Origin of the sequence: Fibrobacter sp. UWB11 (assembly GCF_900143015.1) — a bacterium.
Classification (GTDB): Bacteria; Fibrobacterota; Fibrobacteria; order Fibrobacterales; family Fibrobacteraceae; genus Fibrobacter.
Window position 1 is genome coordinate 425,511 of the sequence record NZ_FSRT01000002.1, and the last position, 12,882, is coordinate 438,392.

Annotated in this window: 11 protein-coding genes; 5 read left to right on the plus strand and 6 right to left on the minus strand. The window is 37.2% G+C overall.

Annotated features, from left to right (window positions below):
* Positions 1 to 103: 103 nt before the first annotated feature.
* The 5 genes from BUQ91_RS10265 to BUQ91_RS10285 all read right to left on the minus strand — a co-directional run bounded on the left by BUQ91_RS10265 (position 104) and on the right by BUQ91_RS10285 (position 5,927).
* Positions 104 to 1,111 carry a virulence RhuM family protein gene (locus tag BUQ91_RS10265; RefSeq protein WP_074209196.1) on the minus strand — a complete coding sequence of 336 codons (1,008 nt, stop codon included), beginning with the start codon at positions 1,109 to 1,111 and terminating at the stop codon, positions 104 to 106.
* 91 nt (positions 1,112 to 1,202) lie between these two features.
* The gene (locus tag BUQ91_RS10270) at positions 1,203 to 1,988 is read right to left on the minus strand and encodes a DUF2971 domain-containing protein (RefSeq protein WP_074209197.1); all 786 of its coding nucleotides are present in this window, start codon (positions 1,986 to 1,988) and stop codon (positions 1,203 to 1,205) included.
* Positions 1,985 to 2,755 carry a hypothetical protein gene (locus BUQ91_RS10275; protein WP_074209198.1) on the minus strand — a complete coding sequence of 257 codons (771 nt, stop codon included), beginning with the start codon at positions 2,753 to 2,755 and terminating at the stop codon, positions 1,985 to 1,987. Before BUQ91_RS10275 ends, BUQ91_RS10270 begins: the two co-directional genes overlap by 4 nt.
* Positions 2,756 to 2,770: 15 nt before the next feature.
* Positions 2,771 to 3,514, minus strand: coding sequence for a hypothetical protein (locus BUQ91_RS10280; protein ID WP_074209199.1), 744 nt, complete (start codon positions 3,512 to 3,514; stop codon positions 2,771 to 2,773).
* Positions 3,498 to 5,927, minus strand: coding sequence for a hypothetical protein (locus BUQ91_RS10285; RefSeq protein WP_074209200.1), 2,430 nt, complete (start codon positions 5,925 to 5,927; stop codon positions 3,498 to 3,500). Before BUQ91_RS10285 ends, BUQ91_RS10280 begins: the two co-directional genes overlap by 17 nt.
* Before the next feature lie 143 nt (positions 5,928 to 6,070).
* Here BUQ91_RS10285 and BUQ91_RS10290 point away from each other — a divergent pair, with 143 nt between their 5' ends.
* Genes BUQ91_RS10290 through BUQ91_RS10305 form a run of 4 tightly spaced genes read left to right on the plus strand, consistent with a single transcriptional unit; the run spans position 6,071 to position 10,582 of the window.
* Complete coding sequence (locus tag BUQ91_RS10290; protein WP_074209201.1) at positions 6,071 to 7,813, plus strand: type I restriction-modification system subunit M; 1,743 nt, start codon at positions 6,071 to 6,073, stop codon at positions 7,811 to 7,813.
* Between the two features lie 3 nt (positions 7,814 to 7,816).
* The gene (locus tag BUQ91_RS10295) at positions 7,817 to 9,025 is read left to right on the plus strand and encodes a restriction endonuclease subunit S (protein WP_074209202.1); all 1,209 of its coding nucleotides are present in this window, start codon (positions 7,817 to 7,819) and stop codon (positions 9,023 to 9,025) included.
* A 9-nt stretch (positions 9,026 to 9,034) separates the two neighbouring features.
* Entirely contained in the window at positions 9,035 to 9,691 is a 657-nt protein-coding gene (locus BUQ91_RS10300) for an AbiTii domain-containing protein (RefSeq protein WP_074209203.1), read from the plus strand.
* Positions 9,692 to 10,582 (plus strand): AbiTii domain-containing protein, encoded by an 891-nt coding sequence (locus BUQ91_RS10305; protein ID WP_074209204.1) that lies wholly within the window; start codon positions 9,692 to 9,694, stop codon positions 10,580 to 10,582.
* On the opposite strand, the gene BUQ91_RS10310 is transcribed toward BUQ91_RS10305, so the two are convergent.
* Positions 10,579 to 11,607 (minus strand): hypothetical protein, encoded by a 1,029-nt coding sequence (locus BUQ91_RS10310; protein WP_074209205.1) that lies wholly within the window; start codon positions 11,605 to 11,607, stop codon positions 10,579 to 10,581. The genes BUQ91_RS10305 and BUQ91_RS10310 overlap by 4 nt on opposite strands.
* Before the next feature lie 649 nt (positions 11,608 to 12,256).
* Here BUQ91_RS10310 and BUQ91_RS10315 point away from each other — a divergent pair.
* Positions 12,257 to 12,724, plus strand: coding sequence for a polymorphic toxin type 50 domain-containing protein (locus BUQ91_RS10315; RefSeq protein WP_074209206.1), 468 nt, complete (start codon positions 12,257 to 12,259; stop codon positions 12,722 to 12,724).
* Positions 12,725 to 12,882: the final 158 nt, after the last annotated feature.

Consider the following 12,882-nt stretch of genomic DNA (forward strand, 5'->3'; position numbering starts at 1 on the left):
TGTTTCGCTTCGTTCTCTATTATATCCTGCTTACGAACAATAGAGCCATGCCACGATGTAAGTCCCATATTAGGCTTTTCCGCAACCTGCGGAAACATCCGCATTACCCCTTCTTCTTTTTCACCTTTTTCTCAATACTTTTAATCGTCTCAAGATATGCCTTTTCCACAGGGCTTAGCGTTAATACCTGATATTTCCGATATTCATCAAGAGCTTTATCAACAGCCTGTTTGTGGCTCACGCTTCCCGCATTATCAAGGAGCTTTTCCCCTGTCGAAGAAAGCACCTTATCTAGATGCTCCACATAATCGCTCATGTGCATCTGATTATGGCGAATTGCCTGGACTTCCGCAAAATCAAAATAACCCGAAACTAGATTATTCAGCACCTTGAGTTCTTTTTCGTCCAAATAATTCTTAGCAACCACTACATCTTTTCTTGTCGGCATGCTCCCGCTAAATGTAGTCAAACCCATAAACGGTTTATCGGCATCCGCCCGTTCAAAGATGACTTCGGCTGCGGTATGCCCATGCGCAGCATAATGTAACTTGTTCTGCACCATCTTGAAAAAAGCGATGGACTCTTTGCTTTTAGGGTCATAATCAACGCTAGTCGCATACAAATCGAGAACTTGCCGATACAAAGCCTTTTCGCTAGAGCGGATATCGCGAATTCTATCCAAAAGTTCATACCAATAATTTCCGCCACCCGCTTCCTTGAGCCTCTGGTCATTCAGCAAGAATCCCTTTTTCAAGTATTCTTTGAGTTGCTCGGTTGCCCAGCGCCGAAAACGAGTCGCCAGGATCGACTTTACGCGATAACCGAGAGAAATAATCATGTCAAGATTGTAAAAGACCTGTTCTCTGCCAACTTCGCGAGATCCCTCAATTTGAACTGTTCGGAATTTCCGAACAGTTGCCCCTTCGTCAAGTTCACCTTCTTCGAAAATATGCTTGATGTGTTCGCTGATATTCGCCTTGCTCGACTGGTACAAATCTACAAGCTGCGCCTGCGTAAGCCAGACAGTTTCGTCTTCAAACCGGACATCAATCTTTGTCTGTCCATCATCAGTCTGGTATATAACAATTTCACCTGTTTTATTCTCTGACATCTAAAACCTCTAATTCCCGTTTTTCCTCTAGTCCTTAAAATAGGTTCTTGAATAACCTCGTGCAATAGGTAGGATTGTTGCAGCAAAATATTCATTTCAAAACATCGATAGGCTCTGGCCTCAGTCTAAACGCATCAGGGTCAACAGTCATTTTGTAAATCTTCATTTCAGGATTGAGCCCTCGTGCAACTTTCACAATTTCTTTTTGTTTATCTTCTGCGATATTAATGCTAAGATATAGCGAATAGAAACATTCTCTCCCAATCTGTGGGTAAAAACGAAGATCTTTAATGTCACTATTTCTTTTTCTATTCTTTGTCTTAGGCTGAAATTCACAAGGCGTAAGTCCGGGATGAGGCTCATCTAATATTAGTCGAACTTCCTGTTCATGCTCCCAAGCTTTCGCTTTGGTAGATAGTTGGTAATCAAAAAATCGTCCATTATCAAAATCATGGAAATAATCAGGTTTCTTGATAATGTCTTTATATTGTACCTCTAGTTTTTGTACACCAATACATTTTCCAAAAAATTTATTAGAAAGGTCCGCATCAGCCTTTTCCATGTCTATTCCAATGCACACGCCTTTATGATTTCCATAATAGCTCCACATAAGCAAAGCATCATTGACCTTAGATAAGCTGCAAATCCAAGCATTCTCCCAACTTCTTATGTACGAAGACGATTCTAATAATCTGACAATATGTGCCGGCCAGACTTTACATTTTGCCTCAGGAACATTTGAAAAATTTATCAAACTAGGATGGCAATCGAAAGGATCGTTCAATCTTGATGCGTTGGTAAATTGCAGATTATGATATTTCAACATATTCAAACCACCATCAGCATCAAGATATTTGTACAATACAGGTGATGTCATTTATTTTGACTCCCGTACTTCATTGTATTCTGAAGAATCAAATTCACTATATTTTTAATTTCTTTATCTACTTTTCGTTTCTCATTTTCTGTAAGATCCGTAGATTCTATTCCTTTAACAACTTTTTTTCCAGCACGACGAGTCGACCAATTTGTTTTTGATAGTAAAGCAAATAACACCGTTTTTAATTCACTTTGATATTCATCGATCAACTCTTTTGTTAATGACGATTGTATTTGATTTATAGTCTCTTTAGCGACACTATCTTTTACGTCCGTATTTTTTACATTTTCAAAATATTCCGATATAGATTGCATCCAATTCTCTAAATCATTTTTACCCCTTAAGTAATATGCATCTATAGGCAAAATCGTTGCTAAATTTGCAATCATTTTTTCATATTGTTCTTTTAGTTTATTCAGGTTTTCAAAATTTTCTTTTTGTCTAAAAAAAAGTGAATTATTTATCATTGGACCATATTGTTTCTTTGCAGAATCAATAGTTTTTTCATTCAATGCAGGAATAATTTCTTTTATTCTTTTAAAATAGTAATCCAAATAAGCATCCGCCATCTTATCCGCATTCAAACGATTTACTAAAAAGAATACTTCCAACAAATAATGAATTGATTCATTGATTATCCTTCGTTCTTCGGATTTTTTATTTTTATGATAAAGCCAATGAGCGGACAAGGCTCCAATCAAAGCACCGATAAACGTTCCCAAAACGCCTATTGTAGCGGGTATTAAAAATTTTCCATCCAGCATAAAATCTCTCCAAAATTAAGCAAAAGCTTCTTTTATATTAAGAGCATCTATTGTGGGCAGCATTCCATTATTCAACTTCTCTATTTCCTTATCAATGTCATTCATTGTTCGAACTTTTGATAATTTGAATTTAATATCATAACCCATTTCATTCAAGTATTTTTCCATCGAAAACAAAACAGAATCCCTCAAAATAGCTTTTGCGCGTTCTGTTTTTAAATGCATATAAGCCAAATAGAAGGCCGTCGCCTTTGAAGGATCTATCAAACTGAAGCCCCATGATATAAAAGCTTTTGATGCGGCCACAATATGGTTATCATATATATTTTTTAAATTCAAATCACGAGTATTCTCACACTCTTTCGAATCTTGCATATATAGATTTACTTTTTCTTGCAAAAAATCATTCAACAAAAGAACATTTTTTGAAAAAAGCTTTTCTCCACCCAATTCATCTGGAATGGTAAATTTCCAATCGTGCTGTTTTTTCTCAAAATGATAAATACAGCATCCCGAAATAAGCATTTTAGTCACAATTTCTTTCACACAATGTCCTAATTGGATAGCAATCTGACGCTCGCTACAATGCGATATCTGTGAAAACAAATCCATCAAATTAACATTTTCAGCCCCAATGATTTTAACATCAAATTTTTGGAAATAAGTATACTGGTTGATAAATCTTGTATGGAAACCAAACACAGGGCCTTTTCCACACAGAACAGAATAGGACCACCCGGAATCATTCTTCTTCATCATTGTTCCCTTCCAAATCACGTTTCAGACATTCGTTTTCCCACCCAAAATCACAATCTTGCAAATAAGGACTTTTCATAAAATAGTGTATAATGAAAAGATGTTCTATCTTCAAGTCACAAGCATAGCGCGGACTTTCTCTATATTCTTTTACAAGATGTCTAATAAGTGGACTTTCGTGTTTTACATCCGCATATTGTTCAAAGAGCATCGTCTTATTGGAATCTTTCATCTCATAAGATACATTTTCAAGCAACGTGATTATTTTTCTTTCTAATTCCTTGACAATTTGAGAACTCATTCCCATTTTCGTATTGTCAATACTCGCGAATAAGTATTCTTTTCCCTTTGAGGATAAAGAATTCATCGGTTTTTCTTTAAACCAAAGATCCATTTGTTTATTCCATACAGAATCAACCAAAGACATAAGTTTGTCACTTTGATAATATTCAGAGCAGATCAAAAATACACTGGATATAAGAATTGCATAATCAATAAATTCTTTTATTTCATCATTATTTTTCGCATAAATAGTTCGCAAAAAAATGGAAACCAGTCCATTTGTAATACATTTTTCTGCGACACTACAATCTCCCTTTATCGCAAAATCCATACTGTCATCAAACATTTTCAAAATCAACATTCCCGCATAATCAGGGATTTCTTCATCACGTTCTTTTACAGAAACGAGAGGAATAACATTTGCTGATTCAATTGTCAAACATTTTAAATGAGTAACATACTGATTTTTATAGTCGTTCTTAACCAAATTTTCAAATGCAATGATGGGATTTTTTACATCATTTACCAAAGAATCGTAAATAGAATTTATTTGATTTTCTAATTTAAACAACTTTGCCCAATACTCTTGTATACATTTTAATACAGCCGCTTTATAAATGGGTTGCAATTGAGGATCTTTGAGCCTGTTTTCAAAGCGATTAAAAACCTGTTTAGTCAGCAATTTGTAATTGGCATTTAAACGAATCGCTTCTTGTTGGCAAAGTACATCTAATATATACCAATGCGGAGTTTTAACATTTCCTTCTAATTTCAATTCCGTTTGAACTTTAGCATTAAATAACTCCATATCCTTCAATAGCGCCATACTAAATCCATGTTTATAAAAAGATTCTTTTTTATCTATTTCAATTTCTTGAACAATTGAGAATAGAGCCCTTTTATCATGGGAATTTGATAAATAAACAATCAGGTTTATTTCATGAATGAAAATATTTTCAATAAAAGATATCGCCCATTTCTCTTTGGAAAAAATAGCAGGCTTTAACGACCACAACCTATCAATAATTGCATGGGCCTTATCATAATTATTATTATTATATGCAAGAGTCTTAATATATTTACCAAATTCAGGTACAATAGCTGTAAATTCAACATCATTCGCATAAAGAACTATATCAGAAAAAAGTATTTCTTCCATGCTATCTTCAAACCAATAATCATCCGCTTCTTCAAGCGGCATTTGATTTTGGAAATTGAACATAATATTCAATCGCATATAATCTTGCAATACAACACTTTTGTAGCGATGTTTTTTTCCATACCAACGGCTATTTGTCGGAAAAAATCTCTTTATTACTTGATACCTTTGCAAGGCATCAATAATTTCTCGATCAAATTCAAAAAGTTCTCTTTTGGAATATTTCGATTCGCTTATTAAGATTTGGCTCAAGCACTCAAACCGACGAATTATCCTCCAACCTTGTTTTTTGCACAACTCAGCACAATCTTCAGGAAATCTTTTTTGGCTCAATTGGTGCAAATTTTCCCATTGCCGTTCCAATTGATTTCGTAAAAGAGGCACCCAATTTATAGGACTAAAAAAATTAAAAAGTCTTTTTCCTAGAAAAAGAAAAGACGGTATTATCAAAATGGCACTTACTATAGAAAAACCGAAAGCCAATATCGAATACTCATCAAAAATCAAGCATTTTCCGAGCATTATATACACGAATACGCTCGAAATAGTAGCAAATCGCATAAACAAACTACTAACACGGTCTTCAATTAACAAGCTACGAATTTCATATGGGACCTTCGAATAGGCTACGCTAGCAACAGATGTCAATCCCGCATAATAAAGACCAATAAATAAAGTTTCAATAGCCGCAACAGCAACTAAAATAGTCACATAATTGTCAAAAAAGAACTTCGTTTTTTCTACACATTTGGTAAAGCAAGGTTCTAAAAACCAAAATACCAACGCTATTATAGCCGCATAAATAATGCTCTTTACAGAATTCTTAATAAAGAGACTCACAAAATAGGTATCATCTTTAACATCAAATTTTTTTTCACCCCAAATCCGATATAAAAACCTAAGAAAAGCAACTTTCATAGAGCCTACAAATTTATAGGCTCTGATAAATTTGGGAGTTTTATCAAAAAGATTCATATTTCTCTCAAAACAACCTTTTAACCTTCATCCTTAAAATTCAATATACCTTTTTTCCCTTAAATGCACATGACACCTCAAAAAACCACTCCCCAATCTCCCCTCAAATAATCTATATTCCTCCCAAATACTCGAGACCCCCTATGACTGATATTGAACTCAAGAATTTGAAAGATCGCCTTTGGCATTCCGCAGACATTCTCCGCGCTGGAGCGCACCTCGCCGCCAACAAATACGGTCAGCCCATTCTGGGCCTAATCTTCCTGCGCTATGCGGACATTCTTTACAAACAGCATAAAGACGAAATCAACGCTGAGTTCGAAAAGCTCAAGGGCACCCGTCGTGCGCGCTCACTCAAAGAAATCTCCATCGAAAAGTGCGGTTTCTACTTGCCGGAATGCGCCTACTTCGACTTTATCAACGACGCCCCGGATGACGCCAAGAAAGCGACTCTCGTCAAGCGTGCGATGAAGGCTATTGAAGACGAAAACGAAAAGATGGAAGGGGTCCTCCCCAAAGATGTTTACGCACAGCTCGTTCCCGAAGAGGAACCCGATTTACTTTCGAAGATTGTCCGCATATTCAAGGACATTCCCGAAGATATCGGCATTGATCTGTTCGGCGAAATCTACGAATACTTCCTAGGCAATTTCGCTTTGTCCGAAGGCAAGGACGGCGGAACATTCTACACGCCAGCGACAGTCGTGCGTTACATGGTCGAAGTCCTGCAGCCAAGCGGTCACGACAAGAAATTCCTTGATCCGGCTTGCGGTTCGGGCGGTATGTTCGTGCAGGCGGCCCGTTACATGCACAAGCACAACAAGAGCGAAGAAGATGACACAATGTCTTTCCGTTGCTACGGCGTGGAAAAAGAGCCCGACACGGTCAAACTCGCCAAGATGAATTTGCTCCTGAACAATGTCCGCGGCGATATCACCGAAGCAAACTCCTTCTACAGCGACCCCTACAACGCATTCGGCGCATTCGATTACGTGATGGCGAATCCCCCATTCAACGTGGACGAAGTCGTTGTCGATAAAGTCAAGGAAGACGAACGTTTCAGCACCTATGGCGTTCCCAGAAACAAATCTAAGGCAGGCGGCAAAAAGACCTCGGACAAGAAAGAAACCGTCCCCAACGCAAACTACCTGTGGATTGGATACTTCGCTACAGCCCTGAACGAACACGGCAAGGCGGCACTCGTCATGGCGAATTCTGCAAGCGACGCCGGCGGCAGCGAACTCGAAATCCGCAAGAAGATGATTGAAGAAGGTGTCATCAGCCAGATGGTCACCCTGCCCTCGAACATGTTCAACTCGGTCACGCTCCCTGCAACGCTCTGGTTCTTCGACAAGCAAAAAGCGAGCAGCAAGAAAAAAGACGAAATCCTTTTCATCGATGCACGAAATGTGTTCACCCAAGTTGACAGGGCTCACCGCAAGTTCAACGACGAACAAATCAAGAACCTCGCCATCATCAGCCGCCTATACGAAGGCGACACGCAGGCGTTCAAGGACTTGCTCAAGGAATACAAGGAAAACCTCAAGAACGCTCCCGTAAACAGCGACGACAAAGAAGTCAAAAACAAGGATTATTGGCAGGCGCAAATCAACTGGCTCACCGAACGGTTCCCGGACGGAAAATACCAAGACGTAATTGGCCTTTGCAAAGTTGCAAAAATCGAAGGCGAAGATGGAATCAAGGATCAGGATTATTCGCTCAACGCGGGCCGATATGTGGGCGTTGTCATTGAAGACGACGGCATGACCGCCGAAGAATTCAAGGAAACGATGCTCGGACTGAACGACGATTTCGCCAAGCTGAGCGCCGAAGCGAAGAAACTGGAAAAACAGATTGCAGAGAACATGAAAGGATTGTTTGGGTAATATATGAGTGAATGGCAATCCTATAAAATAAAAGATGTTGGTACAGTTGTTACCGGCAACACTCCACCGACATCTAAAAGAGAATTCTATGGGACGGAATACAAATTCATTAAGCCCACAGATATGCAAGAAGGGCAAAGATTTGTTCCAGAAACAGAAGAATACTACTCGGAATTAGCTTTTCAAAAATATCAAAAAAGTTTATTGCCGAAAAATACTCCTTGCGTAGTCACAATAGGCTCGCTTGGAAAAAAAATGTGCTTGACAGACGAGCCAAGTTTTACGAATCAAGCTGTAAACGCAGTTATCCCAAACAAAGAATTTGACGGAGTTTTCTTATACTATTGTTTGCGAACAAGACTTGCTTATGTAAAACAGCTTGACAGCGGAACAACATCTGGCAGAGAAAATGTTAGTAAGAGCAGTTTTTCTAATATAACATTGAAAGCCCCTTCTTTACCAACACAAAAGAAAATCGCATCCGTACTTTCCGTCTACGACAACCTGATAGAAAACAACAACAAACGCATCAAAATTTTGGAACAAATGGCGGAGAACCTATACAAAGAATGGTTCGTCCGCTTCCGATTCCCCGGCCACGAAACCACCCCCATCGAAAACGGAATTCCTCGAGGTTGGACTGTTCAAAGAATGAACGATTTTTGCTATGTAACAGATGGGACACATGACTCTCCCAAACCTGTTGAAGAAGGAGTTCCTTTAATAACGGGAAAATGTATATCAAATGGATTTATCGACTTTGATGAAGCATATTTTATTAGCCTTAAAGACCATGAAAACATAAAAAAACGGAGTGGGCTTTCAACAGGAGATATTCTTTTCAGCAATATTGGAACAGTAGGAAATTGCTGTATAGTAAATTACAACCAAGAGTTCAGTGTAAAAAACGTGATTATTTTCAAGCCAAACAATACATCTAAAACAGCATATCTCTATTATTGGATGTTAAACGATTCTATGCAAGCCGTTTTTGCAACACAAACAAACGGTGCATCACAACAGTTTGTCGGCTTAAATTTCATGCGTAGACATAAAATTCTTGTTCCAGAATTAAAAGTGTTAACAGCTTTTGGAAATATAATTAAGCCAATTATCGAACAAAAGAACATGTTGCAAAAAACAAACGACAACCTCATCAAACAACGCGACCTGCTCTTGCCCCGCCTAATGAGCGGCAAACTCGCCGTATAGGTAATTATTATGGCAAAAATGGTTCTTGACTTACAGCAAGCCTGTCTCGACGAAAAAGTGTCCTGCTATAATTTATTACTCAGGGCGTATGCAATTGCTGAAAAATTAAACATCAAAGACATGGCTGAATTTTGCACCAATGAAATCAACGGCTACTATGACATAGATGATAAAACCATCCCATTATATCGTAAAATTCATGTAAATGCAGAGGCATACAAAGAGACTGCAAAACGTTGGGAGCCCATATCTTTTCCAGCTGGCAGTCCATGGTCCATGAGTATCATTGTTGAATCCATTGCCGAAATCGAAAAACTTGATCAATCCAAACGAGAAATGCTCGAAGTCCGATTGAATTACGATGAACAACTAGCCATTTATCAAATAATTGACATGCCCAAACCGTTACATGTTCGTCAAATTTTTATGGCTGCAAAGGTTACTTCGATACTCCAAATTGTCCGTAAACTCATTTTAGATTGGGCGTTGAAATTAGAAAAACAAGGTATTTTCGGAGAAGACCTTATTTTCTCCAGCGAAGAACAAAGTAAAGTCAAAGATGTTCCCTCAATCCAAATCATCATCAATGGCAATGTGACTAGTTCGAATGTTGCCGGCGTGCTAAACGATTCTATATCAAACATACAGACGCAGAGGAAGGATTAAATGTCTAAATTGGTTATAGAATTACAAAAAGATTGCATTAACCCAACCATTTCCTATACCACCCTTTTTCAAAAAGCGTATTTCATCGCACGCAAATTAGAACAAAAAGAAATGGCAGATTTCTTAAGAAATGAAATTGATGGATATGGCAATCAAGAGATTCCGAGTTTTCGATACATCAATGCAATATTCAAAGCAAAAAGTGCCAATGGTCCTTGGAAACCAATCATTTTAGAAGAAAATGATCCTTTAACTAAATATCAACATATTCCCGTAAAACAGGGCGTTCCTGAAATAGAATCTTTTTTTAACTCTAATAACGAAATAATAACGGCTCCAATATACTCAGAATTACATAAAGTTTTCGAAACGCTAGAGCCATCATTATCATCTAAAGATATTCGCGCTCATTTTTCAAAACATCAATATAAAACCATTCTTGAAACCGTTAAACGCATAATATCTGATTGGTCTATTTATTTAGAACAAAAAGGTATTTTAGGAGAAGAATATCAATTCAGTCAACAAGAAAAGGATATAGCAAAAACAATGACGATAATGAACTTTTATGGATTATCTATAAATGGATCAAACGTCATTGGCTCGATGACGAATTCTTCCGCAACAATCAACAATAATAACAGCTTTGATTTCAACGCCTTAAAGGAACTCATTACAAAAATAGAAACCGATTTAGAGAAAGCAAAAAATATCGAAGCAGAAAAGATTGACTCGTTAAAAGAACAAATCGCCTTACTAAAGAAGTCTGTTGAAGAACAAAACGAAACTTCTGCCATAGATTTACTAAAGAACATTGCCTCAGGAGCCATATCTTCCGGCATATGGTCTATTGGCACAACCGTTTCGGCTTTTTTGTCTTCATTGAACTAAATCCCATTACAATTCATATTTCCTATTGTCGTAACAACAGGAATCCTTTTATTCTCAGTTTCTCCATGGAACGTTAAAAAAGATTGGATCATCAGATTATAAATATCGAAATCATCATCTTTTACATGAATTTTTTCAAGTTTCTGGCAAAAAACATTTCTGATATTTCCATCGTCAATATCACCTAACGCAACCGAGAATAAACGATCTTCATCTTGCGCATTTTGATTCAAATGTTTTAAATCTGTTTTTTTAACATAGGGTAAATTTTCAATTCCATTAGTATTTAACAAGAACCATTCGTACGTTTTGTCATCTATTAACAAACGATTCAATTTATCCTTGCTTATAATTCTTGCATTATTGATTATCGCTCGGCCATAGAACCTAGAATTTATCTTATATAATAGGTCATATGTTATCGCATATCTTATTGTAAGTGGTCCTACATATTTTCGAAGTTTTGGATAAAGATGATATGAATTATATAGATGTAAAAACGCATTGAAATGTAATAAGAATACAACGGCATCTATAGGTTCGTCAAATATAAGAAAGCCACCATCACCGGTATCAATTAAATCATGTTGAATCCTATCATTTACATACCGATATGAAAAAAAAGATTCCGCATAAGAAAAGCATTTCTCAGCTTCTTTTCGTAGCAGAGAAAAAACAAATGGAATAAGTTTCTGTTTTTTATAATCGAATTGACTGTATTTAAAAATATCAATTCCAAGAACAGCTTTTTTATCATCTTCCCATCTAGAAAGAAACCCATCTAAAGACTTTTCAAAATCTATTTGTTCACTTTCATCGGGTTCTTTTGATACAAAATCAAACGACTCTCTGCTATCAATTCTATCCAAAAATGATTTTATTGTTTCGTAGCTGCAATTATTACTAGTGACCTCACGATTATTATCAGAGTGCTCATAATTATTATTAGTATTCTCACGACGAGAAGTAAAAGTACGAGGCTGCAACCTCATTTCAAATCTTGAATCGCTACCGTTTCTATACATTTTTTCCTCAAAAAAAATAGTATTCCTTAATATACTTCTTTGTTATTCAACAAGACTAAAACATTTTATATACAAAAAAAATATTACAAAATAGCAAACAAAGCAGGGAATCATGTTTTTGCAGAATAAATTATAATAAACTTCGTTTTTCAAGAAAATTCCTACATGACGGGATTATTTCACTGATAAAAAAAACATCACCCACAAGTTTTTTTAACAATTAGAATAGCACTATCTTAATGTTTTTCGCACAAAGAACTCTTTACACTTGTATTTTTTAGATGTGCGACATTTAGATGCAATTAGACATTTTCACTTGACTTGCAGTCAATAAAATTTGTATATTCTTTCGCGATAGCATTCGTCCCGCCGACACCGAGAAATTGACGCCGTTGGCGTCCGTACCATAGTCTCGGTCATAGTTTCAAGCAAGCTTGAAACTGCGACTCTCGACTCAGTACTATTCAGGGCGGGTAGTTCAACTCTCTGCTTAACGCCGACCTCCCTTTGTTCGCTCGACAGGCTCACAATTCGAGGCAGCATACACCCTATGGGGAAACTGGCCCCCTGGCGATTAACGTAGAGCACCCCCACATTCCGTGGGATCATCAATCTGTCATTCAACAGGTTTGTGAACTGGTGTTCTGCAATGGATCTATACACAACAATAGAAAAACTAATCGAGCAAGCTAAAGCAAGGGGAATCTATTCAGAACACGAACTATATGTCCTGTGGCCCACTTTTTTAAAAGAAAATCTCTCAAAACGCATAAACCCAGAATGTCAGAAAAAACATATCGTGGGTACAAAAACTTTTGAAAACTACAACAGGGTTTCCAAAGCTAAAGGATTTGCCGGAGCTGCCTATTTCGATTTCAACATCGATGTTTATAAAATCGTGCAACAATCTATCGGGACGGGCCTAGTCGTTTTCGACAAAACCGGAAAAATCAAAGAAGAAATCGTCAAATTCAGCAACGATATAGGCTTTGCCGGTTGCGAAGAGCTTGTAAGGACGAATGTAATATCGATTCGATATGCCAAGAAAGGCATTCACGCGACACCGGTCCATCCTATAAAATACGAGGACACCATAAACTTCCTCAAAAGTCGCTGAATGCCCTATATACAAAAAAAACATCGGTAACCTTCCAGCGACCCGGCATCACCAGCCGGCGCGTGTTTTCCGATGCTTTTATAATAATATACATTCTTATTTAACGAAAGTCAAGAGCAGCATAATTTGCCTTTCCAAAGTGGAACATTCCAAAGAAA

What these genes read in the sequence shown, in the direction of transcription:
- BUQ91_RS10265 (WP_074209196.1), bottom strand. Translation starts at nt 1,111, where the DNA reads ATGTCAGAGAATAAAACAGGTGAAATTGTTATATACCAGACTGATGAT.
- BUQ91_RS10270 (WP_074209197.1), bottom strand. Translation starts at nt 1,988, where the DNA reads ATGACATCACCTGTATTGTACAAATATCTTGATGCTGATGGTGGTTTG.
- BUQ91_RS10275 (WP_074209198.1), bottom strand. Translation starts at nt 2,755, where the DNA reads ATGCTGGATGGAAAATTTTTAATACCCGCTACAATAGGCGTTTTGGGA.
- BUQ91_RS10280 (WP_074209199.1), bottom strand. Translation starts at nt 3,514, where the DNA reads ATGATGAAGAAGAATGATTCCGGGTGGTCCTATTCTGTTCTGTGTGGA.
- BUQ91_RS10285 (WP_074209200.1), bottom strand. Translation starts at nt 5,927, where the DNA reads ATGAATCTTTTTGATAAAACTCCCAAATTTATCAGAGCCTATAAATTT.
- BUQ91_RS10290 (WP_074209201.1), top strand. Translation starts at nt 6,071, where the DNA reads ATGACTGATATTGAACTCAAGAATTTGAAAGATCGCCTTTGGCATTCC.
- BUQ91_RS10295 (WP_074209202.1), top strand. Translation starts at nt 7,817, where the DNA reads ATGAGTGAATGGCAATCCTATAAAATAAAAGATGTTGGTACAGTTGTT.
- BUQ91_RS10300 (WP_074209203.1), top strand. Translation starts at nt 9,035, where the DNA reads ATGGCAAAAATGGTTCTTGACTTACAGCAAGCCTGTCTCGACGAAAAA.
- BUQ91_RS10305 (WP_074209204.1), top strand. Translation starts at nt 9,692, where the DNA reads ATGTCTAAATTGGTTATAGAATTACAAAAAGATTGCATTAACCCAACC.
- BUQ91_RS10310 (WP_074209205.1), bottom strand. Translation starts at nt 11,607, where the DNA reads ATGTATAGAAACGGTAGCGATTCAAGATTTGAAATGAGGTTGCAGCCT.
- BUQ91_RS10315 (WP_074209206.1), top strand. Translation starts at nt 12,257, where the DNA reads ATGGATCTATACACAACAATAGAAAAACTAATCGAGCAAGCTAAAGCA.